This is a genomic window from Pseudodesulfovibrio indicus, from assembly GCF_001563225.1.
In the GTDB taxonomy this organism is placed as follows: domain Bacteria; phylum Desulfobacterota; class Desulfovibrionia; order Desulfovibrionales; family Desulfovibrionaceae; genus Pseudodesulfovibrio; species Pseudodesulfovibrio indicus.
This window is the reverse complement of the sequence record NZ_CP014206.1, coordinates 2,300,431-2,324,369: the sequence shown is the minus strand read 5'-3', so window position 1 is coordinate 2,324,369 and position 23,939 is coordinate 2,300,431. Positions and strand designations below refer to the sequence as shown.

Annotated in this window: 22 protein-coding genes and 2 pseudogenes; 15 read left to right on the top strand and 9 right to left on the bottom strand. The window is 64.7% G+C overall.

Annotated features, from left to right (window positions below; all coding sequences use genetic code 11):
- Window positions 1–167: 167 nt before the first annotated feature.
- The 3 genes from AWY79_RS10285 (at window position 168) to AWY79_RS10275 (ending at window position 2,560) form a co-directional block, all read left to right on the top strand.
- Window positions 168–1,142 (top strand): nucleoside recognition domain-containing protein, encoded by a 975-nt coding sequence (locus AWY79_RS10285; protein ID WP_066803254.1) that lies wholly within the window; start codon window positions 168–170, stop codon window positions 1,140–1,142.
- Between the two features lie 12 nt (window positions 1,143–1,154).
- Entirely contained in the window at window positions 1,155–1,538 is a 384-nt protein-coding gene (locus tag AWY79_RS10280; RefSeq protein WP_066803251.1) for a Rid family detoxifying hydrolase, read from the top strand.
- Between the two features lie 230 nt (window positions 1,539–1,768).
- Complete coding sequence (locus AWY79_RS10275; protein WP_066803248.1) at window positions 1,769–2,560, top strand: 2-amino-3,7-dideoxy-D-threo-hept-6-ulosonate synthase; 792 nt, start codon at window positions 1,769–1,771, stop codon at window positions 2,558–2,560.
- Window positions 2,561–2,731: 171 nt separating this feature from the next.
- Here the strand turns inward: AWY79_RS10275 and AWY79_RS10270 are convergent, their stop codons facing one another.
- Window positions 2,732–3,040 (bottom strand): Hpt domain-containing protein, encoded by a 309-nt coding sequence (locus AWY79_RS10270; protein ID WP_066803245.1) that lies wholly within the window; start codon window positions 3,038–3,040, stop codon window positions 2,732–2,734.
- 118 nt (window positions 3,041–3,158) lie between these two features.
- Between AWY79_RS10270 and AWY79_RS10265 the strand changes: the two genes are divergently transcribed.
- On the top strand, window positions 3,159–4,325 hold the full coding sequence (locus tag AWY79_RS10265) for a murein transglycosylase domain-containing protein (protein WP_066803242.1): 1,167 nt from the start codon (window positions 3,159–3,161) through the stop codon (window positions 4,323–4,325).
- Window positions 4,326–4,337: 12 nt separating this feature from the next.
- Entirely contained in the window at window positions 4,338–5,264 is a 927-nt protein-coding gene (locus AWY79_RS10260; RefSeq protein ID WP_066803239.1) for a hypothetical protein, read from the top strand.
- Between the two features lie 9 nt (window positions 5,265–5,273).
- Here the strand turns inward: AWY79_RS10260 and AWY79_RS10255 are convergent, their stop codons facing one another.
- From AWY79_RS10255 to AWY79_RS10235, 5 genes and pseudogenes are all read right to left on the bottom strand, one after another.
- On the bottom strand, window positions 5,274–6,335 hold the full coding sequence (locus tag AWY79_RS10255; protein WP_066803236.1) for a glycosyltransferase: 1,062 nt from the start codon (window positions 6,333–6,335) through the stop codon (window positions 5,274–5,276).
- A 160-nt stretch (window positions 6,336–6,495) separates the two neighbouring features.
- Window positions 6,496–6,852, bottom strand: coding sequence for a hypothetical protein (locus AWY79_RS10250; protein WP_066803233.1), 357 nt, complete (start codon window positions 6,850–6,852; stop codon window positions 6,496–6,498).
- Window positions 6,853–6,854: 2 nt separating this feature from the next.
- A pseudogene (locus AWY79_RS10245) lies at window positions 6,855–7,458 on the bottom strand (DUF8043 domain-containing protein).
- Window positions 7,459–7,523: 65 nt separating this feature from the next.
- On the bottom strand, window positions 7,524–9,074 hold the full coding sequence (locus AWY79_RS10240) for a glycosyltransferase family 9 protein (RefSeq protein WP_066803230.1): 1,551 nt from the start codon (window positions 9,072–9,074) through the stop codon (window positions 7,524–7,526).
- 80 nt (window positions 9,075–9,154) lie between these two features.
- The gene (locus AWY79_RS10235; protein ID WP_066807172.1) at window positions 9,155–10,213 is read right to left on the bottom strand and encodes a putative nucleotidyltransferase substrate binding domain-containing protein; all 1,059 of its coding nucleotides are present in this window, start codon (window positions 10,211–10,213) and stop codon (window positions 9,155–9,157) included.
- A gap of 193 nt (window positions 10,214–10,406) precedes the next feature.
- Between AWY79_RS10235 and AWY79_RS10230 the strand changes: the two genes are divergently transcribed.
- From AWY79_RS10230 to AWY79_RS10215, 5 genes and pseudogenes are all read left to right on the top strand, one after another.
- Window positions 10,407–10,673 carry a sodium/substrate symporter small subunit gene (locus AWY79_RS10230; RefSeq protein ID WP_066803227.1) on the top strand — a complete coding sequence of 89 codons (267 nt, stop codon included), beginning with the start codon at window positions 10,407–10,409 and terminating at the stop codon, window positions 10,671–10,673.
- 1 nt (window position 10,674) lies between these two features.
- A pseudogene (locus AWY79_RS19510) lies at window positions 10,675–10,974 on the top strand (sodium:solute symporter family transporter); the annotation flags it as partial.
- Between the two features lie 76 nt (window positions 10,975–11,050).
- Window positions 11,051–12,250, top strand: coding sequence for a sodium/solute symporter (locus tag AWY79_RS10225; protein WP_250636887.1), 1,200 nt, complete (start codon window positions 11,051–11,053; stop codon window positions 12,248–12,250).
- Window positions 12,251–12,427: 177 nt separating this feature from the next.
- Entirely contained in the window at window positions 12,428–12,766 is a 339-nt protein-coding gene (locus AWY79_RS10220; RefSeq protein WP_066803224.1) for a hypothetical protein, read from the top strand.
- An 87-nt stretch (window positions 12,767–12,853) separates the two neighbouring features.
- Window positions 12,854–15,400, top strand: coding sequence for a TIGR03960 family B12-binding radical SAM protein (locus AWY79_RS10215; protein ID WP_066803220.1), 2,547 nt, complete (start codon window positions 12,854–12,856; stop codon window positions 15,398–15,400).
- Here AWY79_RS10215 and AWY79_RS10210 read toward each other — a convergent pair.
- Window positions 15,397–15,702 (bottom strand): hypothetical protein, encoded by a 306-nt coding sequence (locus AWY79_RS10210; protein ID WP_066803218.1) that lies wholly within the window; start codon window positions 15,700–15,702, stop codon window positions 15,397–15,399. The two genes, AWY79_RS10215 and AWY79_RS10210, sit on opposite strands and share 4 nt — an antisense overlap.
- A gap of 340 nt (window positions 15,703–16,042) precedes the next feature.
- Between AWY79_RS10210 and AWY79_RS10205 the strand changes: the two genes are divergently transcribed.
- The 5 genes from AWY79_RS10205 (at window position 16,043) to AWY79_RS10185 (ending at window position 21,717) form a co-directional block, all read left to right on the top strand.
- Window positions 16,043–17,668 (top strand): ABC transporter substrate-binding protein, encoded by a 1,626-nt coding sequence (locus AWY79_RS10205; protein WP_066803215.1) that lies wholly within the window; start codon window positions 16,043–16,045, stop codon window positions 17,666–17,668.
- A gap of 167 nt (window positions 17,669–17,835) precedes the next feature.
- Window positions 17,836–18,813 (top strand): ABC transporter permease, encoded by a 978-nt coding sequence (locus AWY79_RS10200; RefSeq protein ID WP_066803212.1) that lies wholly within the window; start codon window positions 17,836–17,838, stop codon window positions 18,811–18,813.
- 1 nt (window position 18,814) lies between these two features.
- Entirely contained in the window at window positions 18,815–19,732 is a 918-nt protein-coding gene (locus AWY79_RS10195; RefSeq protein WP_066803209.1) for an ABC transporter permease, read from the top strand.
- 3 nt (window positions 19,733–19,735) lie between these two features.
- Window positions 19,736–20,707 carry an ABC transporter ATP-binding protein gene (locus AWY79_RS10190; protein WP_066803206.1) on the top strand — a complete coding sequence of 324 codons (972 nt, stop codon included), beginning with the start codon at window positions 19,736–19,738 and terminating at the stop codon, window positions 20,705–20,707.
- 2 nt (window positions 20,708–20,709) lie between these two features.
- Window positions 20,710–21,717, top strand: coding sequence for an ABC transporter ATP-binding protein (locus AWY79_RS10185; RefSeq protein WP_066803204.1), 1,008 nt, complete (start codon window positions 20,710–20,712; stop codon window positions 21,715–21,717).
- An 84-nt stretch (window positions 21,718–21,801) separates the two neighbouring features.
- Here the strand turns inward: AWY79_RS10185 and AWY79_RS10180 are convergent, their stop codons facing one another.
- Together AWY79_RS10180 and AWY79_RS10175 are read right to left on the bottom strand one after the other, a co-directional pair.
- Window positions 21,802–22,191 (bottom strand): response regulator, encoded by a 390-nt coding sequence (locus AWY79_RS10180; protein ID WP_066803202.1) that lies wholly within the window; start codon window positions 22,189–22,191, stop codon window positions 21,802–21,804.
- A gap of 13 nt (window positions 22,192–22,204) precedes the next feature.
- A complete protein-coding gene (locus AWY79_RS10175; RefSeq protein WP_066803199.1) occupies window positions 22,205–23,914 on the bottom strand; it encodes an FAD-dependent oxidoreductase in 1,710 nt (569 codons plus the stop codon).
- Between the last annotated feature and the right edge of the window lie 25 nt (window positions 23,915–23,939).

Sequence of the window (23,939 nt, the reverse complement as noted above, 5' to 3'; positions counted from 1 at the left end):
TTCAAGGCCGAAGCGTACTTCCCGTACGCGGGGGTTTGCACTTTCTGAAGCATAGCAAAGTCATAAGGTCTTGTACGGCTCGATGACTCGCCTACAATTCACTGAGCGACCCAGGTCGCCGTTTTTCGACAGCCTCTTATCATCGGCACGGCAAAAGGAACCGGTACGTGGCAAAATTCATCATCATCCTCAGGGAACTCGTGCGCGACGCCGCCAGCGCGAGCTACCAGCTGTTCAAGATCATGGTCCCCATCCTGATCCTGGTCAAAATCCTCCAGGAGCTCGACCTGATCAAATACCTGGCCTGGCCGCTCGAACCCGTCATGGGGCTGCTCGGGCTGCCCGCCGAGATGGGACTGGTCTGGGCCTCGGCGATCATCAACAACATCTACACCGGCATGATCGTCCTGGCGCAGCTCTCCGGCGACGCGCCCCTGACCGCGGCCCAGGCGACCATCATCGGCGTGCTCATGCTCGTGGCCCACGGGCTGCCCGTGGAGGCGGCCATTGCGGACCGCTCCGGGGCGCGCTTCCTGTTCCAGTGCTGCTCGCGCATGGTCGGTGCCTTTGTCCTGGCCTGGCTGCTGCACCATATCTACACGGCCACCGGGGCGCTCGACCAACCCGCGGTGATGCTCTTCCAACCCGCCCAGACCGACGCCGCGTCCCTGACCGACTGGGGCGTTGGCCAGCTCCTGAACCTGGCTTCCATCGCCTGCATCATCTTCGTGCTCATGACCCTCATGCGGCTGCTCTCGGCCATCGGGGTCATCGCGCTCATGAACCGGCTGTTGCGGCCCGTGCTCAAGCTCATCGGCATCGGCCCCAAGGGATCGGCCATCACGGTCATCGGCCTGACCATGGGGCTGTCCTACGGCGGCGGGCTGATCATCAACGAGGCGCGCAACGGAACACTGGGCCGCGAGGACATCTTCTATTCCCTGACCTTCATGGGCTTGTGCCACTCGCTCATCGAGGATACCCTGCTGATCATGCTCATCGGCGGGCATATTTCCGGCGTGCTCTGGGGCCGCCTGGCCTTCTCCCTGGTGGCCATGGCGGTCATCGTCCAGGTCGTGCGCCGGTTGCCGGAGCGGTTCCGCTCAACGGTCCTGTGGGCCGACCATCAACCTTCCGCCTGACAAGGAGGACCCATGTCCGATATCAAACTCATCCATACCGAAAAGGCCCCGGCCGCCGTGGGTCCCTATTCCCAGGCCACCGTGTCCGGCGACCTGCTCTTCGTCTCCGGCCAGCTCGGCATCATCCCCGGCGAGGGCAAGCTGGCCGAGGGATTCAAGGCCCAGACCCGGCAGGCCCTGGAAAACCTGAAATCCATCGTCGAGGCCGCCGGTTCCTCTCTGGACAAGGTCCTGGCCGTGGACGTGTTCATCATGGACATGGGCCGTTTCGCGGACCTGAACGCCATCTACGGCGAATACTTCTCCGCCCACAAGCCCGCGCGCGCCGCCATCCAGGTGGCCGGACTGCCCCTGGGCGGACTGGTCGAGTTCAAGTGCACCGCCGTGGTCGGCTAGGGGTGTCGCCCAATCTCCACTTGACAGCACGGAACCCTTGGGGATACCCACTAGGCATGCACAACATCACCGCCCGTTTCTTTTTCTTTTTTAGCTTTTATTACAGGAACGCCTGCGGTCTTGGTGTGCGCTAGTTTGCAAGAATAAGTTTCACAACCACAGAGGCCGCGGGCAAAGTCCGCGGCCTCTTTTTTTTCGGGGCCGCGTCCCGGGCAACAAAGGAGCAAGCCATGCATCTCGGAAAAGCCATTCGTCTGGAACGGATCATGAACCGCAACAACGGCCGGACCATCGTGGTCCCCATGGACCACGGCGTGACCGTCGGCCCCATCTACGGCATCGTGGACATGCGCGAGGCCGTCAACCAGGTGGCCGAAGGCGGCGCCAACGCCATGCTCATGCACAAGGGCATCCCCCGCTGCTCCCACCGCGCGGGCGGCAAGGACATCGGCCTGATCATCCACCTGTCCGCCTCCACCTCGCTCTCCCCCTTCCCCAACGCCAAGACCCTGGTCGGCACCGTGACCGACGCCCTCAAGCTCGGCGCGGACGCCGTGTCCGTGCACGTCAACCTGGGCGACGAGACCGAGCCGCAGATGCTCGCGGACCTCGGCGCGCTCTGCTCCGAGGCCTCCGAATGGGGCATGCCGGTGCTGGCCATGATGTACGCGCGCGGCCCCAAGATCCAGAACGAGTATGACGAGAGCGTGGTCGCTCACTGCGCCCGCGTGGGCGTGGAGCTCGGCGCGGACATCGTCAAGGTCAACTACACCGGCGACCCCGAGTCCTTCTCGCGCGTGGTGGACGGCTGCTGCGTGCCGGTGGTCATCGCGGGCGGCCCCAAGCTCGAAAGCGAGCGCGACCTGGTGCAGATGGTTTACGACTCCATCCAGGCGGGCGGCTCCGGCCTGTCCGTGGGCCGGAACATCTTCCAGCACCCCACCCCGGCCAAGATCGTGGCCGCCCTGAACAAGGTCGTGCACGAGGACTGGAGCGTGGACGCGGCCATGGAGCTGCTCTAGGCTCTCGACGATCCTTTGGGGAGGCGGAACCGCGCCGCCTTCCCAAAGGATTTGCGTCGGCCCGGCCTATGGCCAGGCCGGAACGCGGACGCGCGTCAAGACCGGGTTCCCTCGGAAACCGCGTGTTCGGATTCGCCTGCTGCGTGAATGGGGAACCGTTTTCGGGTGGGATCAGTCTTCGAATTCGACCTGGACCGTATCCAGGTAATGGCGCAGGGTGTCCACGCCTTGCAGGACCCCTTCGGGGTCTCGGGCCAGGGCGGCTTGCTCGATGGCGTGGCCTATGGGCCCCATGGCCTTGAACCCGTAGCCGCTGCCCGTCCCCTTGACCGTGTGGCCGAGACGGACCAACTCGTCGAAATCAGCATTGTCCAGGGCGGCGCGCATCGATTCGATATCCTGGCGGGCGACGTCGAAAAAACGCTCCAGGAGCGTTGCCAGATCTGACGGGATCCGCTCGGTAATCGGAAAGTCGGCCATGGGAAATCCTTGGTGCAGAATGATGCACTTGGTTGAACATGTGATGATTCGACTTTATAATTTGGCGGACACTATGTTCCTGTTCAAAACTGTCAATTATAATTATCATCACAAAGAAATGACACGAACCCTCGCACTGCTCCCGCTCTTCCTGTCCCTCATCCTGGCGGCCTCCTGCTCCCGGTACGACGCCGTGCGCATAGCCCGTGCAGCGGCCACCGGCAATCCGGCGGCAGCGGCGGAGGCCCTGGCCCGGGACAAGGCCATCGGCTACGCCACCAACCCAGCCGCCATCGGCAGCGACCTGAAGAACTTCCAGAAGCTGGTCGAGACCTTCGTCAAGGCGGTGACCGGCGTCTGGGGCGAGAAGGACGCGCGGGTGCCGGAGCCGAAGCAGTACGTCAAATACACCCAGAACTACCTGTCCAGGGCGAGCGTGGACTTCGACGCCGGAGTCGTCACCGTGGAGACCGTGGACCAGGAAACCCCGGAAAAGAGCCTGCGCAACGCCATCGTCACCACCCTGCTCACCCCCGGCGACCCGCGCGCCGTGGACCTCTATTCGGCCAAGACCGTCAAACTCGGCGACACGCCCTTCCTGCTCGGCGAGGTCAAGGACACGGACGGCCACGACATCCGCTGGGAGTGGCGGGCCGGGCGGTACGCCGATCACCTCATCGGTACGGCGCTCAAGACCCGCAAGGTCAAGGGCAAGACCGCCCGCTCCGTGACCTTCCCCATGGTCAGGGATCACCTGAACATCCGCGCGGCCAAATACCGCGAGCTGGTGGAAGGGGCGGCCGAACGGTTCGACATCAGCCGCAATCTGATCTACGCCATCATGGTGGTGGAGTCGGACTTCAACCCGTTCGCGGTCAGCTCGGCAATGGCCGTGGGGCTGATGCAGGTGGTCCCGGCCACGGCGGGCAGCGACGTGTATCGGTTCCTGAACAACAAGGCGGGCGAGCCCACGCGCGAATTCCTGTTCGAGCCGCCCCACAACGTGACCTACGGGACCGCCTACCTGCACCTGCTGGACACCCGGTTCCTGGGCGAGGTGAAGGACCCGGTGTCCCGCGAATACTGCGTCATCGCCGGATACAACGGCGGGGCCGGGTCCGTGCTGCGGACCTTCGACAAGGACAGGACAAGGGCGGCCCGGAAGATCAACGGGCTGCCGCCCGGCGAGGTCTACGAGACCCTGCGCGCCAACCTTCCCCACGCCGAGACCCGGCGCTATCTTGGCAAGGTTCTTGAAGCCAAGAAGCAATTCGTCAACTTCTAGTCACGGCAGATCATGGATTTTCAGCAACTCGTCAACTCCCTGCGGGAGCAGCTCTCCCTGCTCGCCGACCTCCTCGCCCCCGGCGCGAACCCGGACCTCCTGCGCTATGCGGCGGCCGGGGTGCTGGGCGTGCTCGCCCTGCTCCTGCTGCTGCTCGGCCTGCGGCTGCTGCGCCGCCCCAAGCGCAACTCCCCGTCCACCCGGACCTCCATCCCGCGCACCCTGCAGGAACGCGGCGTGGTCCTGGACGTGCTGGCCGGGCCGGACGACGAGGTCGTGTCCGTTCGTTGCGTGATCACCTCGGCCAAATCCGGGAAGATCAAGTGCGAGATCATAGAGCGGCTCGACGTCATCCGCACCCGGCCCGGCTCCGACCTGGTCTGCGTGTTCGCGCCCATGAAGACCCGCGACGGGCGCATCAACTCCTTCACCGCCACCCTGGTGGAATCGGACCGCCAGGGGCGCAACCCGGAACGGCTGGTCCTGGCCGGTCCCACGGACTACGCCCTGATCCCGCGCCGCAAGCACCAGCGCAAGCGCGTGGCCGACCAGCAGTTCATGCGGGTCAAGCTGTGGGCCGCCGCGCCAGAGACCGCCGAGGTCGCCTTCGAGGACGCCGCCCCGGACATCGCGGTCAATTCCTTCTCGACCAACTCGCCCGACCAGGGGGCCAACGCGGTCATCAACATCTCGGACGGCGGCATCGGCCTGTCCGTGCTCAACCGGCTGGTTCCCGAGACCTGCGCGCCCGAGACCCCGGTGGTCCTCAACCTGTTCATGTTCAATTTCAAGGAAAAGACCTTCAGGCCCTTCTGGTATGCGGGGGCGGTCCGGTCCATGGAAGAAGGACGCCCCGGCTTCACGCGCCTGGGCATCGAGTTCACGGCCACCGCCGTGAGCGACCGGGAGTCAGGCCGCCTGAATTGGATCAATCTGTAGGGGAAGCGGCTACCCGCCGAGAATATCCCGGCGCACCCAGCGCTCGAACTCGTCCACCCGGTCCACGAGGTTGAACCCGGACCGGCAAGCGTCCAGGCTGGCCCGTTTCAGACCGTCGAGCCGTGCCGGCTCCATGGCCAGCAGCCGCTCCAGGCGCACGCGAAACGCTTCGGCTCCGCCCTCGGTCTCCACCAGGAAGTCGTCCAGGGAATCGGGCCAGATTTCACGCACCCCGCCGATATCCCGCGACACGGGAATCAGTCCGGCGGCCATGGCCTCCAGCAGGGAGTTGGGCATGCCTTCGCTCATGGAGGGCAGCAGGAACACGTCCGCACCGGCCAGGTGTTCGGCCACCTCGGTCGAAAAGCCGTGCCAGAACAGGTCGCCGCGCGCCTCCATGGCCCGGTAGCGCTCCCGGAGCGCATCCAGGACCCCGCCCGTACCCACCACATCGTAGCGGAACGACCCGGCCGGGAAAGTCTCCAGGGCGTCCAGCACAAAGGCGTGGCCCTTGTCGTGGTTGACCTGGCTGGTGGAGATGAGCTTGAGCGGGCCGGGCTGGACGGGCCGGATGTCGACGGCCGGGCGCTTGGCGTTGCGGATGATCTTGACCCGCTCCCGCGGGATGAACGGCAGCTCCTTGAGGACGCCGTTGGCCACGCTCCGGCTGGGGCAGAGCATCCAGGGACGGATGAATTTCAGGAGCAGGACGAGCTTCGGTTCGGCCACCATGTCGCGGGGCATGCCCACGCGCTGGATCACCGGGATGCCGAGCAGTCGGGCGGCCACGCCGCCGATGTTCATGTCCTTGCCCACGTTGCAGACCACCACGTCCGGGCGGGTGCGCCGGAAGGCGGCCATGAACCGGCCGATGCTCACCGGGTTGAAGTCGAACCCGAACCCGGCGCGTCGGGCCTCCGCGCCCACGCCGCGCAACGCCTCCACAAAGACCTCCTGCCGCGCGTAGGCGCTGGCCGTGTGGCCGCGAGCGATCAGCTCGCGGACATAGTCCACGGTCCAGGTCTTGACCCCGCCCCATTTGCGCGTGGAGTTGACGAAAGCGATGAGCATGGCGATCCCGTTGAATGGTCTGTGAAAGGTCCCCCGGAGGGACAACTGTCAATGGCCCGAATCGGCCCCGTAGTCAAATCTTTCGTCCCGCGACCCCGAAACGCGGACGCGAAAAAGCCCCGGTCCGGGGACCGGGGCTGGATACTCGTCGGCCGGAAGATCAGCCTTTCTTGTTCACGAACCGCTCCTTGGCCAGCCGGGGCACGTTGCCCGCGCCGAAGCTGTAGCCCGCGATGCGGCGGTTCTGTTTCTTCATGCTCTTGAGGTCGTTGCCCAGGGTCTCCCTGAGCCTCCTCGCTTCACCGGTAATCTTGTCGTGCAGAGATTTCATCTCCACAAGCTTGTCGGCCAGCAACGCAAGGTTCTCCCTGGACAGGCCGAACACCACCTCGTCCAGGATCTGCTCCCTGGTCCGGGCGAACTTCTCGGCCTCGTACACATCCCCCGCCACCAGGGAATCGAGTTCCCGGCGGCCGATGGACATGGCTTCGTCCAGCATCCTGCTGCGCTCCGACATATCTACTTCTTGTTCTTGCGGATGTCGTCGCGAAGGAACTTGATGACCTTTTTCCATTTCTCCACCGCGGGCAGGAATTCGTATTCGAGCAGTGTCGGCCAGCAGGATCCAGTCCTCGTTCTCCAGCACTGTGCTCATCTCGGTGAACATGTCGTTGAACTCCTCGGCGCTCTCCAGGTACGCCTCGTTGTCCTTGAGGGAGTACTCGTCGCGCAGGATGCCGATCATGTTCAGGAAGTTGCGCATGACGTCGATGAGGTCCTGGTAGGTCTCCAGGGCTTCGGCGTCGTCGGCCTGGCGGAACAGGGCCGCCACGCGCTTGCCGCCCTCGCTCATGATGTTCACGACCTTGTACAGCTCCAGGGTGATCTCCACGGCCATGTCGTCGGTGGCCATGGTGGTGATCTCCACGGACTCCACCTCGGCCATCTCGATGTCCTCGGCCTGGTGGGGATAAATTTCGGTGAACGGCTCGTTGTTGACCATGACGTCGGTCACGATGCGGTCCTCAAGATGCCCGTCCTCGACCACCTTGTTGAAGACCTGCTCCAGGTTTTCGAAGTTCTGGGCGCCGATGTCGTACTGTTTTCCGTCTATGATGATCATTTGATCTCCTCCGCGAGTGGATAAAATTTGCCGATTGAACCGGTGTTCCCCGGGACTTTCAAAATTCATGCCGATACGGCAACTTCAGCCAGGAGCGCGTCCAGAAGCGCTCCGTGGCGCTCGGCCACGCCCAGCAAAGAGGCCAGGTCCTCGCCGTTCCGTTGGCTCTCGAACATCCACAATAATGCAATAACTTTCAAGCTATTATCCGAAGAAAGGATATTTTGGAACCGCTGCCAGGAGGCCAGGAACTTGGTCTTGGCCTGGGGACGCGGGTTGGTCGCCAGGAGCATGCCCTGCTGTCGCAGCAGGAAAAGCATGTCCCGCGCGGTCGTCAAAGTTTTGGACAGCCGCTCACGCATGGCCGGGCCGAGCTTGGCGCCCGTCCCGGTGGGGCCGTTGCCCGGAACCGAGTCGAGGAAGGACCGGAAGTGCTCACGCTGGACCGCGATCCAGGCGGCCCGGTCCGTTGCATCGTGGCCGGAGAGCGGGGCCAGCTCCATGAACCCGTCCGGCGCGGTGCGGGTACGCCACAGCCTCGCGCCGGGCGCGGGATCGGGGTCGGTCCCGTCCAGCAGGGACGCTGCGCAGCGGAACATGGCCTCCGGGGTGACCGCCTCGCGGCACGCCTCATGGTTGGGGCACTCCCTGCCGAACTCGCAGGGATGGCAGTCCATGTCCGGTTCCAGGCAGATGTTGCCCGCCCGGTACGGCCCGGTGTCCCAGGGCTGTGCCGTGGCCAGGAAGACCGCGCACAGCGGCACGCCCAACCCGGCGGCCAGGTGCATGGTCCCGGTGTCGTTGGTCAGCAGCAGGCGGCAGCGGGTCAGGACGCCGGCCAGCCCGGTCAGGGAGGTGGCGCCCATGAGATTCAGGTGGGGGAAGTCCGCGCCCGCCGCGAACCGCTCGCCCAGCGCGCGCTCGCCCTTTGTCCCCAACAGCACCGGGGTCAGGCCGTATCGCTCGTGAAGCCTGCGCGCGGTCTCGATGAAGTGGGCGACCGGCCAGCGCCGCCGGTCCTCGCTCGCCCCCAGTTGCAGGGCGGCGTACCCGTGATCGCAGTCCGGCAGCAGCTCTGTCGCCTGGGCCTGCGCCTCGGGGGCTGGCGCGGCCAGGGCCAGGGAGTTGCCCTCCCGGTCCAGCCCGGCGGCCCGGCGGAACAGGTCGCAGACGTTGAACGGGCTGGCACCCCGGTTGGCCCCCGCCATCTGGAGGAACGCGGCCCAGGAGGAGGTGTCGGCGTTGAAGCCGAACTCGTCCACGGAGAACCCCGCGGTCCGGCCGGAGGCCGGGGTGAGGTCGAAGGCCAACAGCCGCGAGGCCACGGACGGGGTCAGGTTCACGGTCAGGTCCGGCGTGAACGCCGCAAAAATCTCCTGCCGGTAGGCCGCGACGTCGCGCACGGCCAGCCGCCAGTCGCCGTCCAGCGCGGCGAGCAGCCCAGCCCCGTTCAGCGGGAAGACGCGGTCCACCCCGTCCAGCAGCGTGGCCGCCGAGGCGAAGTTGGACAGGCAGGCCAGCCCCACGCGCGCGCCCCGGCTGCGAAAGCCGGTGATCACGGGCTGGGTCTGGATCAGGTCGCCGAAGCGGGTCAGGTTGATGATCAGGACGTTCACGATCCTTATTCCTTATACATGAAGGCAGCCCCCGTCGAAAAAACGGCGGGACAGCATGGTATTGCAAAAAGGGAGCCGAATCAGAGGCCGGTGCCCGCCTGGACCAGCCGGACGAGCTTCTCCACGGCGTGGATGGCATCCTTGAGGGCTTGCCGCTCACCGTTGTCCAGGGCCGCCGGGTTGACGTAATTGTGCGGGGGAATCCCCTCCCGGTCGCAGGCCAGGCCGATCTCCAGCCGCTTGCGCTGGAGGTATTCCCAGCCGTCCAGCAGGGCCTGGCCGTGCCGGTCGGAGACGTGCCCCTTCTCGGCCAGGGCGCGGATGCGCTCGCAGGTGTTGGCCGGGTGCACGTCGTGTTTCAGGGAGAGGATGCGCGCGCTGTTGGTCAGATGCGCCAGCACGCTGTTCTTGATGTTCAGGAACCCCTGCCAGCGCCCCTCGCGCTCGGTCACGAACGCGCCGAAAAAAGTCAGCGGCAACCGGTAGTCGGTCAGCTCGCGGATGAGCAGGGACAGGGCGATGGGCTTGGTGCGCACATACTCCCACAGCCGCTCGCGCATGCGCCGGACCTCGTCCTCGGCCCCGAACAGGGCCTTGAAGTCGAGAATCAGGCCGGACTGCCAGGGTCCCTTTTCCGCGGGGTTGGCGAGCCAGCTGGTCAGCCGCTCCAGCCAGGTGTCGAAATCGCCGCGCCACTCCGGGTTGGAGACCATGACCCCGCCCTCGCACAGGGCCAGGCCCGAGCCGTCCAGGGCGAGGACGATGGACTGGGTGCAGTCGTCCACCTCGTCGGGGTCCACCGGGACCGGAATGAGCAGCCCGTTGTCCTGGTCGGAGCCGGGGACGTGTTCCCCGCGCCCGCCGGAGCCGAACTCCAGGAAGGTACACTCCCGGAGCCAGGGGTATTCCAGGGCGTGGGCCTCCAGCACCGCCCGGACCACGTCCCGGTTGAGCAGGGTCAGACGCTTGCAGGTCTCTTCGGCGGACGCGCCCCGGTCCAGCCAGTCCCGGACCAGCTCCAGCCGGGTGCGCCGGATGCCCGCCAGCCGACCCTCGCGGGCCATGACGAGCAATTCGTCCGAAAGCCCGCTCGGAACCCACTTTTCGCCGTTCATGGACGGTCTGTCGTCGAAATCCATGCCCAAACACCCGCTCCGTGACCGAAAAGTTGACCGTTGACCGGATGAATACGCCCGTTCGCCGCGCGGCCGACGGGAGGGGTTCCCGCGACCGCAGGAGTTTGACCGCTTACCTGAAAACGCATGCACCCTTCATTTTCACTACGTTAAAAGGGGTCCAACGGCAAACTTTCAAACCGTAACGGGGGTAACAATGGATCAGATCGAAAGGATTCGTAAACGGCAACTCAAATTCGCCCTGGGCGTCGGCATTCCCTATTTCGCCTTCGTCATCGGCACCTTCCTGCTCGTCTATCTGGCGGGGGCGGCGGTATCCAAGGTCAGCATCCTGGGATTCCCCCTGCACTACTGGCTGGTGGCCATCGCCATCTACCCCATCACCTGGGGACTGTTCATCTGGTACGTGAACAAGGCCAATACCATAGAAGACGAGATCGCCGAAGCGGTCGAAGGAGAATAAGATGGAACTCGGATACCAGATACCGGTCACGGCCCTGCTGCTCATCGGCTGCATGCTGGCCTTCACCGTGGTCACCACCTTCATGTTCCGAAGTCAGAAAACTTCGGCGGACTATTACCTGGCCGGGCGCAAGGTCAATTCCTTCATCAACGCCTCGGCCATCTCCTCGGACTACCTCTCCGCCGCCTCGTTCCTCGGCGTGGCGGGCGTGGCCTTCCTGTTCGGCTTCGACGGCATCATCTACGCCCTGGGCTTCTTCGTGGGCTACATCGCCCTGCTCCTGTTCCTGGCCTCGCCCCTGCGCAAGTTCGGGCGCTACACCGTGCCCGACTTCGTGTCCGAGCGGTTCCACTCCAAGCGGCGCGCGGGTCCTCGGCGTGGTCGGCGTGCTCTTCATCTCGCTGTTCTACATGGCCCCGCAGATGCTCGGCGCGGGCAAGGTCATGGGGCTGCTCCTGAACCTGGAGTACTCCACGTCCATCATCATCATCGCCTGCATCATCACCTTCTACGTCACCGTGGGCGGCATGAAGGCCACCACCGTCAACCAGCTGGTCCAGTTCTGGATCCTGTTCGGCGCCATGTTCCTGCTGGCCTTCATCCCCTTCATCATAAAGGGGTACACCTACACCGACGTGGTCAAGTTCCTGTCCGAATTCAAGGGGACCGTTCCCATCTCCGGCAAGGAGTTCGACGGCGCGGCCTACACCAGCCCGGCCTACTGGCTGACCAGCCTCAAGGACACCCTGTCCCTGCTCCTGGCGCTCATGTTCGGCACCGCCGGCCTGCCGCACATCCTGGTGCGCTTCTACACCGCCCCGGACGGCAAGGCCGCCCGCAGGACCGTCATCTACGTGCTTTTCCTGATCGGCATGTTCTACATCCTGAGCCCGTACGTGGGCCACGTCATCCGCTACGTCTTCCTGCAGGGCGAAGCGCTCGGCGTCTCCCCGCACCTGATGCAGTGGCTGGCCGACAACGGCAAGAACCTGGCCGTGCCCGTGGCCGGATCGTACTTCGGCGGGCAGATCCTGCTCGGCATCGTGGTCGCCGGGGCCTTCGCGGCCATCCTGTCCACCGTGGCCGGGTTGATCATCGCCTGCGCCGGGGCCATCGGCCACGACCTGGTGGTCAACGTGTTCAACCCGAACATGCCCGAACGGTCCCGCGTGACCGTGGCCCGCGTGGCCTCCATCGGCGTCGGCCTGCTCGGGATTCCCCTCGGGTTCTGGGCCGAGTCCATGCAGATCGCCATCCTCGTGGGACTGGCCTTCGCCATCGCCGCCTCCACCTTCTTCCCCGTCCTGGTCATGGGCGTGTGGTGGCCGAAGATGACCGAAAAGGGCGCCTGCGCCGGGCTGGTGGTCGGCATCGTCGGCTCCTTCGCCATGATCCTCGGCAAGTCCATGCTCCCCCACTTCCTGCAATACAACAACCCCGGCGGGTTCGTCATGATCCTGTCCTTCGCCGCCATCTACATCGTCTCCAAGATGGAGTACGCCTCGCGCGGCGAAGCGGCCATCCCGCCGGACACCATGGAGGTCATGGCCATCCTCCACGGTCCTGAAAAGGCCTAAACCCAAGACTCCTTCCTCTCCACGTGACCCGGGGGCGGGACCGGCCGGGACCGGTTCCGCCCCCCCATTTTTTGCGCCGGCCGACCGCAGCGCGAAACCGGCCCGCGTTCACGCCGCTTGACAGCCGGGGACGCGATGCCTACCTAATGGTCCACAACAAACCAAGGAGTCACCCACATGAGCTACGACATTCGCCTGGTCAAACTGATCGGGGGCGAGATGGTGGTCGGCAACATCGCCGACGACTTCATCGAGGAACCCGCCATTCTCCAGGTCATGCCCACCCAGCAGGGCACCCAGATGATCCTGCTGCCGTACGGATATCCCTTCGACCAGGAAATGCACGGCAAAATTTCCATGAAACACGTCCTCTTCGAATACAAGAACTGCCCCGAAGAGCTGAAGAACAAATACATCGAGGCCAAGACCAACATCTCCCTGTCCTCCGGCGGCCTGGACCTCTCCGGCGCCATGGGCGGCGGCATGGGCGGCGGCGGAGGCCTTGATCTCGGCTAGCCCACCGGCACGAAACCTGCTATCCCGGACGGGGCCGGTTCACTGGAGCCGACCCCGTTTTTCACGTTCACAGGACTCCCCCGACAAATGAAAGAACTGCTGCCCATCCTCCCCCGCCCCTCCCGCTACATCGGCAGCGAATGGGGCGCCGTGTTCAAGGACCCGAAGACCGTCACGGTACGCTGCGCCCTGGCTTTCCCGGACATGTACGAGGTGGGCATGTCCTATCTCGGCCAGAAGATCTTGTCCGAATGCCTCAACGCCCACCCGCAATTCTGGGCCGAGCGGGTCTTCACCCCGGACGAGGAGGCGGCCGCCATCCTGCGCGAGCACGCCGTCCCCCTGGCCACCCTGGAGTCCGACACGCCGCTGGCGGAGATGGACGTCATCGGGTTCAGCCTGACCCACGAGCTCTGCTACACCAATATTCTCTACATGCTCGACCTGGCCGGACTGCCCCTGCGAAGCGCGGACCGGGACGAGTCCCACCCGCTGATCGTGGCGGGCGGCGGCGCGGCCTTCAACGCCGAGCCCGTGGCCCCGTTCTTCGACGCCATGGTCCTCGGCGACGGCGAGGAGGCCATGCCCGCGCTGCTCGGCGCGGTGGAGCGGGCCAAGGCCGACGGGCTGTCCCGCGCCGAACTGCTCCGGTCCCTGACCGATATCCCCGGCCTGTACGTCCCGTCCTTCTTCGAGGACCAGGGACCGGGCAAGCCGCTGAAGCCGCTGCTCGCGGGCTACGAGTCCGTGGAGAAGGCGGTGGTGGACGACCTCGACCGGGCCGCCTTCCCCAAGGGGCAGGTCATCCCCTTCGGCGCAATCCACGACCGGCTGACCATGGAGATCGCGCGCGGCTGCACCCGAGGCTGCCGGTTCTGCCAGGCGGGCATGATCTACCGACCGGTGCGCGAGCGGTCGCTGGACGGGCTGCACGCCATCCTGACCGACGGGCTGGCCGAGACCGGCTACGAGGAGACCTCCATGCTCTCCCTGTCCACCGGCGACTTCTCCGGCCTGGACACCCTGTTCACCCGCAGCTTCGACAAGTGCGCCTCGGAACAGATCGCCATCTCTCTGCCCTCCCTGCGGGTCGGCTCCCTGTCCTCCCCAATCATGGAGCGCATCTCGTCCATCCGCCGCACGGGCGCGACCCTGGCCCCGGAAGCGGGCAGCCAGCGCATGCGCGACGTGATCAACAAGGGCGTGGACGAGGCCGGGCTGCTGGACCACGTCCGGCTGCTCTTCGAAAACGGCTGGCAGGGGGTGAAGCTCTATTTCATGATCGGGTTGCCCACCGAGACCGACGAGGACCTGGACGCCATCCTGGACCTCTGTCTCAAGGTGCGCGACGCGGCCGGGCGGCACATCAAGCGGCTCCAGGTCACGGCGGCGGTCTCGCCCTTCGTGCCCAAGCCGCACACCCCGTTCCAGTGGGAGCCGCAGATTCCCCTGGACGAGATCTACCGGCGCATCGCCTACCTGCGCGACATCTTCCGCCCGCACAAGCGCATTTCCATCAAGTACCACGAGCCGGAAATGACCTCCCTCGAAGGCGTGTTCTCGCGCGGCGACCGCCGGTTGGCCGAGGTGGTGGAGCTCGCCTACCGCAAAGGCGCGCTCTTCTCCAGCTGGAAGGACCACCTGCGGCTTGCGCCATACCGCGAGGCCATGGAGGAGGCCGGGCTGAACTGGGACGAGTACATCGGCCCGCGCGACCCGGACGGGCCGCTGCCGTGGGACCATCTGTCCAGCGGCCTGACCAAGCGGTTCCTGCTCAAGGAGCGCGAGCGCGCACTGACGGGCAAGATCACCGAGGACTGCCGCTACGGGGCGTGCCGCAACTGCGGCGTGTGTCAGTTCGACGGCAAGGTCTCCACCCTGGCCGGACAGGCCGGGGACAAGGACCTCCGACCCAGGCTGGTCTTTCCGCAGCGCGACCAGGAGGCCGAACAGCCCCCCTACTCCGTGGAGACCCCGGACCTGACCGGCAAGGCGGTCCACTACCGCATCTGGTTCGAGAAGACCGGCCCGGCCGCCTTCCTCAGCCAGCTGGAGTTGCAGGCCGTGTTCGAGCGCGCCTTCCGCAGGGCCGGGCTGCCCATGACCTTCTCCGCCGGGTTCCACCCCATGCCGAGGCTCTCCTTCGGCAAGGCCCTGCCCGTGGGCGTGGAGAGCCGGTGCGAGTGGATCAACGTCTTCCTGCGCGAATACTTCCGCCCCGCCGAGGTCGTCGAGCGGCTGGGACGCAGCATGCCCAAGGGGTTGGCCCCGTACAAGGCCGAGCCGCTGTCCATGGGCCGCAAGCAGTCCCAATCCGTGGAGGAAACCTTCGAGCTGCGCTTCGCCGGCGACCATGAGCGCCGCGCGGAGCAATGGCGCGAATTCATGGCTTCGAGCGAACATTTGATCGAGAAGACCACCAAGAAGGGCAAGCCCAAGCAGGTGGACATCCGGCCCATGGTCAAGGCCATGGCCGAGACCGGAGAAGGGATCGCCCTGACCCTGGACTGGCGGGAGCAGTACATGAGCCCGCTGGCCCTGTGTACCGAGGTCATGGGCGACGCCGGGCTGCTCGATTTCTCCCTGACCAAGACCGGCCAGGCATTCGAGGCCGGAGACGGCACCGGGGCCTAGTCGAACCACCCCTTGGGCGGCCCCACGGACACGGTCACCTGGCGGTAGACCACCATCTCGCCCCCGCCCGCGGGGACCATGCGCACGAGCACGTCGCACGCGCCGCCCGTCAGGCCGGTGAACAGGTAGCGCGCCCTGGCCTCGCCGTCGTCGTCATATTCCAGGTAGCGCTCCATGCGCAGGATGGACGGGTCGAAGAACGCGCCCGAAATGCGGTATCCCTTGGCCAACGGGCGGATCACGTCCAACGCGAAAACTTCGTTCTCCTCGACGTTCAGGGCTGACGCGTATTCGTTGTCCAAAACAAGCGTTTCAACAGGCTCCAGACCGCCGTCAACAGAAGAAGAACCGGCACACCCACTCAGTGCCAGAACAAAAACCGCGCAAATGGCAAAAATGCCGACTTTTCTGAACAAGATTCGTCCTCCGCACCTCTTCACCAATCGCATTACTCTATTGTTAAAACCGGGCGAAGAGTGTATGAATGTTTCGCTTTCGTCCGATGAATCTAAGCCTCCGCCGGGGATTGACGCAACCCCCGAGGGGAGTGATTTTGTCGGACGCCGCACCCCACCGGGTGCATGAGAGGTATGGAACGCGCCTGTGTTTGGCGCAACTTGTTAAATCCATGGAGGAACCATTATGAAAATGTCGACGTTCAAAGCCGCCGGCAAACTCTCCCTGCTCGCTCTCACTCTGCTCGTAGCCGCCCTTCTGCTGGTCGGTTGCGGTGGCGAGGAGAAGAAAGAGGCAGCCGAGAAAGCCGAACCCGCTGCCCCTTCCAAAGTCACCCTCAAGCTCGCCATGGACGCCGACCCGGTCTCCCTGGACCCCCACGTCCAGCTTTCCGGCGGCATGCTCCAGTACGCCCACATGGTTTTCGATCCCCTTGTCCGCTATGACAAGGACATGAATTTCGTGCCGCGCCTGGCCGAAAGCTGGGAGCGCATCGACGACCTGACCATGCGCTTCCATCTGCGCAAGGGCGTCAAGTTCCATTCCGGCAACGACTTCACCGCCGAAGACGTGGCCTTCACCCTGGACCGCCTGAAGAAGTCCGACGACTTCAAGGGCCTCTTCGAGCCGTTCGTCGGCGCCGTGGTCGTGGACGCCAACACCGTGGACCTGGTCACCAAGAAGCCTTACGGCCTGGTGCTCAACATGGCCACCTACGTGTTCCCCATGGACAAGAAGTTCTACACCGGCACCGACGACAAGGGTAAGGAGAAGGACCTGATCATCAAGACCGACTACTCCTTCGCCAACGAGAACGAGTCCGGCACCGGTCCCTTCGTGGTCACCAGCCGCGAGCAGGGCGTGAAGACCGTCTTCACCCGCTTCGCCGACTACTGGAACAAGGACACCGGCAACGTCGAGGAGATCGTCCTCTCCCCGATCAAGAACGACGCCACCCGCACCGCCGCGCTGATGTCCGGCGACGTGGACTTCGTGATGCCCGTTCCTCCGCAGGATCTGGACCGCATCAAGTCCACCGAGGGCCTGTCTCTCGTGACCATGTCCGGCTCCCGCATCATCACCTTCCAGCTGAACCAGAAGCGTAACCCGGCCTTCGCCGACGCCAAGGTCCGCCTGGCCATGGCCTACGCCTACGACAACCAGGGCGTGGTCGAGAAGATCATGAACGGTTTCGCCACCGCCGCCGGCCAGATGTCCCCCAAGGGCTACGCCGGCCACAAGGAAACCCTGACCCCGCGCTATGACCTCGAAAAGGCCAAGGCGCTGATGGCCGAGTCCGGCTACCCCGACGGTTTCGAGGCGACCATGATCGCCCCCAACAACCGCTACGTGAACGACGAGAAGATCTCCGAGGCCTTTGTCTCCATGATGTCCAAGATCGGCATCAAGATCTCCCTGAAGACCATGCCCAAGGCGCAGTACTGGGATCAGTTCGACGCCATGGCCGCCGACATCCAGATGATCGGCTGGCACTCCGACACCGAGGACTCCGGCAACTTCTACGAGTTCCTGTCCATGTGCCGCAATGCCGAGACCGGCTACGGCCAGTACAACTCCGGCAACTACTGCAACGCCAAGGTCGACGAACTGACCCTGGCCGCCCAGACCGAGACCGACCCGGCCAAGCGCGCCGCCGATCTGCAGGAAGTCGAGCAGATCCAGTACGACGAAGCCGGCTACATCCCGCTGCACTGGCAGAACCTGTCCTGGGCCTCCAAGTCCAACATGAACACCGAAGCCATCGTGAACGTCATGAACTTCCCGTACTTCGGCGACTTGGTGATCAAGTAGCGCCCGCGCGGCTTGCATTCACACTGAAATAACACTAAAGGGGAACCCCGGCCTGGCCTGGGTTCCCCTTTATACAAGTTGCGGTCCGAAACGGGCGGAGTCTCGCCCCGAGCCTGACACCGGCACACAATCCCGTGGCCGGCTAACATAAACGTCAACGAGTCAACATGTTTGCATTCACCGTCAAACGAATCCTGCAAGCCGTGGTGGTCATGCTGGTCATCAGTTTCATCGGATTCGCCATCAAGCACAATTTCGGAGACCCGATCCGCGACCTCGTGGGCCAACGGGTCACGGCGGCCGAACGGTCCGAAATCCGCGACCGGCTCGGCCTGAACGACCCGTTCCCCATCCAGTACGCCCGGTTCCTGCGCGACGCCCTGCACGGCGACCTGGGCCAGAGCTATTTCTTCAAGAAGCCGGCCACCGAGGTCATCGTCAAGAAGGCTCCGGCCACCCTGGAACTGGTCTTCTGCGCGGCCATGATCATCGTGGTCCTGTCCATTCCGCTCGGCATCTACTCGGCCATCAAGCCGAAGAGCCTGCTCTCGCGGTTCATCATGGGCGGCTCCATCGTGGGCGTGTCCATGCCGGTCTTCCTCACGGCCATCCTGCTCATCTACATCTTTTCCGTGGAGCTCCACTGGTTGCCCTCCTACGGCCGGGGCGAGACCGTGCTGCTCTTCGGCTGGTGGGACAGCGGCCTGGTGACCCTGGACGGCATCAAGCACCTGATCATGCCCTCCATCGCCCTCTCCTCCATCATGCTCCCGCTGTTCATCCGCCTCATCCGCTCCGAGATGATGGAAGTCCTGGAGAGCGAATACGTCAAGTTCGCCTGGGCCAAGGGACTCAAGCCGCGGCGCGTGTGGCTGGTCCACGCCTTCAAGAACACCCTGCTCCCGGTCATCACTGTGGGCGGCGTCCAGCTCGGCATCATGGTGGCCTTCACCATCCTGACCGAGACGGTCTTCCAGTGGCAGGGCATGGGCTCCATGTTCATCGAGTCGGTGGAGCGCTCCGACACCTCGCTGATGGTCGCCTACCTCGTCTTCGTGGGCATCGTCTTCGTGCTGGTGAACACGCTGGTGGACATCATCTACGGCCTCGTCAACCCGACCGTGCGCGTCGCAGGGAGGCAATAGCATGAAAACCCGCTGGCAACGCTTCAAAGAATCCTACATGCTCTACAGCTTCCTGCGCGACCCCATGGCGGTGACCTGTTTCGCCGTGCTGGCCGTGCTCTTCCTGTGCGCCTTCGCCGCGCCGATCATCGCGCCGCACGACCCGTACAACTCGACGACCATCAACGTCATGGACGCCCAGATCCCGCCGGTATGGGAACAGGGCGGCAATTCCGACTTCCTGCTCGGCACCGACGCCCAGGGCCGCGACATGCTCTCGACCATGCTCTACGGCATGCGCGTGTCGATCCTCATCGGCATCGGCGCGGTCTGCCTCCAGGCCTTCATCGGCATCGTGGTCGGGCTGCTCTCCGGCTACATCAAGCGGCTGGACAACATCCTGATGCGCATCGCCGACGTGCAGCTCTCCTTCTCCACCTACATGGTGGCCATCTTCATCGGCGCCATCATCCAGACCGCCTTCGGAGTGGCCGGATACGACAAGGTCGCCGTGCCGCTGATCATCGTCATCATCGGCCTGGCCGAATGGCCGCAATACGCCCGCACCGTACGCGCCTCGGTGCTGGCCGAACGCAAGAAGGAATACGTGGAGGCCGCGCGCGTCATCGGGCTGTCCAAGGCCCGGATCATGTGGCGGCACATCCTGCCCAACACCCTCTCGCCCGTCCTGGTCATCTCCACCGTGCAGGTGGCCAACGCGATCATGAGCGAGGCGGCCCTCTCCTTCCTGGGACTGGGCATGCCCGTGACCAAGCCCTCGCTGGGGTCCCTGATCACCGCCGGATTCGAGTACATCTTCTCCGGCTCCTGGTGGATCACCATCTTCCCCGGCATCCTGCTGGTCTCTCTGATCCTGGTCATCAACCTCCTGGGCGACTGGGTCCGGGACTTCCTCAACCCCAAACTCTACAAGGGGTAAGGCGTGGAAAAACTCATAGACATCAAAAACCTGCGCGTTGACTTCGAGCTGCGTTCCGGCAGGGTCCGGGCCGTGCGCGACGTCAGCCTGGTGATCAACAAGGGCGAACGCCTCGGCATTGTCGGCGAGTCCGGCGCGGGCAAGTCCGTGCTCGGCTTCTCCCTCATCAACCTCATCTCCAAGCCCGGCAAGATCACCGGCGGCGAGATCCTGTTCGACGGCCGCGACCTGACCAAGCTCAACGCGGACCAGATGCGCCACATCCGGGGCAACGACATCTCCATGATCTTCCAGGACCCGATGATGACCCTGAACCCGGTGCTGACCATCGGCACCCAGATGAAGGAAACCATCCTGGCCCACATGAACGTCTCGGACAGCGAGGCCGAAGCCATCTGTCTGGACAAGCTGCGCAAGGTCTACATCCCCTCCCCGGAGAAACGCCTCAAGCAGTATCCCCACGAGTTCTCCGGCGGCATGCGCCAGCGCATCGTCATCGCCATCTCGCTGCTGACCAGCCCCAAGCTGATCATCGCCGACGAGCCCACCACCGCGCTCGACGTGACCATCCAGGCCGAGATCATGGACCTGCTCCTGGAGCTCTGCGAAAAGGAGAACATGGGGCTGATCCTGATCACCCACGACCTGGCCGTGGTCTCCGAGGTCACCCAGCGCATCGCGGTCCTGTACGCGGGCAAGGTGGTGGAGCTGGGCGCGGCCGATCAGATCATCTCCAACCCGCAGCACCCGTACACCCAGGGCCTGATCCAGGCCCTGCCGCAGATGGCCGGGGGCGAACGCAGGCTGAACCAGATTCCCGGCATGATGCCGTCCCTCAAGGACATGCCCAAGGGATGCCCCTTCCAGCCCCGCTGCACGGTCTGCTCCGAGCGGTGCAAGACGGAAATCCCCAAGCTCATAGAGCTTGCCAACGGCACGCAGGTCGCCTGTTTCAGGCATGAAGGAGGCGAATAAACATGACTGCCATCCTTGAAATCAAAGACATCGACAAGCACTTCGACATATCCGGCACGATCATCGACCAGCTCAGGCTGAGCGGCGGGAAGATCACCCGCAAGAAGACCGTGGTCAAGGCGGTGAACAACGTCACCCTGGACGTGCACGCGGGCGAGACCCTGAGCGTGGTCGGCGAGTCCGGCTGCGGCAAGTCCACCCTGGCCCGCACGGTCCTGGGCCTGTACCGGACCAACAAGGGCGAAATCCACTACCGCGGCGCGCGCATCGACAACCTGAGCTCCGCGAAGATGCTCCCCTACCGGACCAAGATGCAGATGGTCTTCCAGGACCCCTACGCATCGCTCAACCCGCGCATGACCGTGCGCCAGATCCTGGAGGAGCCGGTCCGGTTCCACAACCCGGACCTGAACGCCGACGAAGTCAGCGACCGCGTGGCCGAGGTCATGTGCCAGGTGGGCGTCGACCCTATCTGGGCCACCAACTACCCGCACGAGTTCTCCGGCGGGCAGCGCCAGCGCATCTCCATCGCCCGCGCCCTGGTCCTGGACCCGGAATTCATCGCCGCCGACGAACCCATCGCGGCGCTGGACGTGTCCATCCAGGCGCAGATCCTGAACCTGCTCATGGATGCCCAGGAGAAGCGCGGCCTGACCTACCTGTTCATCAGCCACGACCTGAGCGTGGTGGAGCACATCTCCAACCGCGTGGCGGTCATGTACCTGGGCTGCGTCTGCGAGCTGGCCTCGGCCAAAGAGCTGTTCACCAGCCCGCGCCACCCGTACACCCAGGCCCTGCTCTCGGCCATCCCCAAGCTCGGCGGCAAGGCCGGAGGCCACGTCAAGCTCTCCGGCGACGTGCCCACTCCCATCAACCTGCCCACCGGCTGCGTATTCCACGGCCGGTGTCCGCACGCCAACGAGCGCTGCATCCGGGAGATTCCCAAGCAGCGCACCCTGGAAAGCGGCACGGTCGTGGCCTGCCACGGCGTGGAGGAAGGACGGGTCTAACCGCCCTGCCCGGAAACCGACCCAAACAAAGCGGCGCACCGAAACTCGGTGCGCCGCTTTTTCATTCGATTCGCTGTCCGGTGATCAGAGGATGCCGCGCTCGCGCAGCTGGCGGGACACGGACTCCCGGTCCAGGGGCTTGGTGATGTACAGCTCGGCCCTGGCGTCGCTCATGGCGCGATTGACGTTGGTGTCGTCCACCAGGCAGGTGATCATGACCAGCTTGAAGCTCGCGGCATCGCCCAAGGACGCCTCGGCCCGGCGCATGGCCCCGGCGGCCTCGTGCCCGTCCATGCCGGGCAGGAGGATGTCCATGAAGACCACGTCGAAGGGCGCGCCCTCGGCCAGGGCGGCGGCGAAACGGTCCACGGCCTCCTCTCCGGAAAGCGCGGTGACGCACTCGCCGTAGGGAGACAGGATCACCTGAAGGTACAGGTGGATGGATTCGTCGTCGTCAACGATCAGATAACGCACTCGGCCTCCCGGTCTAGAGGTCTATTCCGTACTTCCTGATGGCCGCCATGCCGCCGTGGATGTTGGTCACGTTCTTGTAGCCCTTTTCGTCGAGCATGATCTGCGCCTCGTAGGAACGCGCCCCGGTGTTGCAGATCAGCACGATGGGCTGGTCGGCCGGAATCTCGTCCAACCGGTCGTAGATCTCGCCCTGGGGCACATTGTGCCAGAATTCCGGGTTTCGTTCCACCAGCGGATCGGCGTCGCCCCGTTCCCGGCAATCCAGGAAGAAGCAGGCTTCCTTGTCGCGGTTCTCCCACAGCTCCTTGAACCCGGCGGGTCCCACGCCCCGGTTGATGCCGCGCAGGGCGTTGTCCGCCAGGTTGGCCAGGGTATTGAGGATGTCCATGGCCGCGGCGAACGGCGGGGAATAGGCCAGCTCCATGTTGGAGACGTCGTCGATGGTCGGCGCGGACTTGAGCAGCGCGGCCACCGCGTTGATGCGCCCGACCATGGCGTCGCCGGAGGAGCCGAACCCCTGCACGCCAAGCACGCGGCGGGTGGCCTTGTCCACGACCATCTCCAGGGTCATCAGTTCCTTGGTGGGATAGAAATGGGCGCGGTCCAGCTGGATGAGCAGCACGGACATGGCGTCGAATCCCGCCGCCTTGGCGGACTCCAGGCTCAAACCCGTGCCCGCCATGGAGGTCTCGAAGAGCTTGACCACGAAGGAGCCGACCACACCGTCGAATTTGGCGGTCCCGCCGGCCAGGTTGGTGCCGATGATCCGTCCCTGGCGGTTGGCCATGGAGCCGAGCGGCAGGAAGGCATCCGTGCCGGTAATGAGATTCTTCACGATGCAGCAGTCGCCGCCCGCATAGATGTCCGGATCGTTGGTGCGCATGAACTCGTCGACGAACACCCCGCCGCGCTCGTGCACGGCCAGCCCGGCGTCCCTGGCCAGGTCGGAATTGGGGACCACGCCCGCCGAGATGATCACGGCGTCCGCGTCGAGCACGCGCTTGTCGGTGACCACGCGCTTGACCACGCCGTCCTCGCCCTCGATGGCCTGGACGGTCTCGCCGAAGTAGAAGCTCACGCCGTTCTCTTCCATGTGCTTCTGGCCCATGGTCGCCAGGGCCGGACTGACCAGCCGGGGCATGATCTGGCCGGTGATCTCGACCACCGAGGTCTCCACGCCCCACATGTCGGCGAACGCCTCGGCCATTTCCAGGCCGATGAAGCCCGCGCCGATGATCACCGCGTTGCCCACCTCACCCTTGGAGATGGCCTCGCGGATGCGGGTGGCGTCCCCGGGATTGGCCACGTAGTTCACGCCCTTGAGGTCTTCGCCCGGCAAGCCCAGCCTGCGCGGGGAGGCCCCGGTGGCGATGACCAGCTTGTCGTAGCCGATGCACGCCTTCTCGCCGGTCTGGACGTTCTCCACTTCCACGCACTTCTTCTCTCGATCGATGCGCGTGGCCTTGGTCAGGATCTGGACGTCCACCCCTTTCACTTCCTTGAAGAACTTGGGGTCGCGCATCATGTGGAAGCTGGTGGTGCAGAGTTCCGAGGCGTCGGAGACGTCGCCGGAGACGTAATAGGGAATGCCGCAACCGCCATAGGAGATCATGGCGGTCTGGTCGATCATGGTAACCTTGGAGCCTGGCTCCAGCCGCTTGAAGCGGCAGGCGGCCTTGGGCCCGAGGGCCACGCCGCCGATGACAACAATGTGCTGAGACATACAAACCAACCTTGGTATCTTGAGC

Bases quoted from the DNA above. Each gene is read 5' to 3' on its own strand.
- AWY79_RS10220 (WP_066803224.1), top strand. From the start codon at position 12,428: ATGAGCTACGACATTCGCCTGGTCAAACTGATCGGGGGCGAGATGGTG.
- AWY79_RS10205 (WP_066803215.1), top strand. From the start codon at position 16,043: ATGAAAATGTCGACGTTCAAAGCCGCCGGCAAACTCTCCCTGCTCGCT.
- AWY79_RS10250 (WP_066803233.1), bottom strand. From the start codon at position 6,852: ATGTCGGAGCGCAGCAGGATGCTGGACGAAGCCATGTCCATCGGCCGC.
- AWY79_RS10175 (WP_066803199.1), bottom strand. From the start codon at position 23,914: ATGTCTCAGCACATTGTTGTCATCGGCGGCGTGGCCCTCGGGCCCAAG.
- AWY79_RS10270 (WP_066803245.1), bottom strand. From the start codon at position 3,040: ATGGCCGACTTTCCGATTACCGAGCGGATCCCGTCAGATCTGGCAACG.
- AWY79_RS10275 (WP_066803248.1), top strand. From the start codon at position 1,769: ATGCATCTCGGAAAAGCCATTCGTCTGGAACGGATCATGAACCGCAAC.
- AWY79_RS10260 (WP_066803239.1), top strand. From the start codon at position 4,338: ATGGATTTTCAGCAACTCGTCAACTCCCTGCGGGAGCAGCTCTCCCTG.
- AWY79_RS10280 (WP_066803251.1), top strand. From the start codon at position 1,155: ATGTCCGATATCAAACTCATCCATACCGAAAAGGCCCCGGCCGCCGTG.
- AWY79_RS10215 (WP_066803220.1), top strand. From the start codon at position 12,854: ATGAAAGAACTGCTGCCCATCCTCCCCCGCCCCTCCCGCTACATCGGC.
- AWY79_RS10235 (WP_066807172.1), bottom strand. From the start codon at position 10,213: ATGGATTTCGACGACAGACCGTCCATGAACGGCGAAAAGTGGGTTCCG.
- AWY79_RS10255 (WP_066803236.1), bottom strand. From the start codon at position 6,335: ATGCTCATCGCTTTCGTCAACTCCACGCGCAAATGGGGCGGGGTCAAG.
- AWY79_RS10200 (WP_066803212.1), top strand. From the start codon at position 17,836: ATGTTTGCATTCACCGTCAAACGAATCCTGCAAGCCGTGGTGGTCATG.
- AWY79_RS10195 (WP_066803209.1), top strand. From the start codon at position 18,815: ATGAAAACCCGCTGGCAACGCTTCAAAGAATCCTACATGCTCTACAGC.
- AWY79_RS10185 (WP_066803204.1), top strand. From the start codon at position 20,710: ATGACTGCCATCCTTGAAATCAAAGACATCGACAAGCACTTCGACATA.
- AWY79_RS10230 (WP_066803227.1), top strand. From the start codon at position 10,407: ATGGATCAGATCGAAAGGATTCGTAAACGGCAACTCAAATTCGCCCTG.
- AWY79_RS10265 (WP_066803242.1), top strand. From the start codon at position 3,159: ATGACACGAACCCTCGCACTGCTCCCGCTCTTCCTGTCCCTCATCCTG.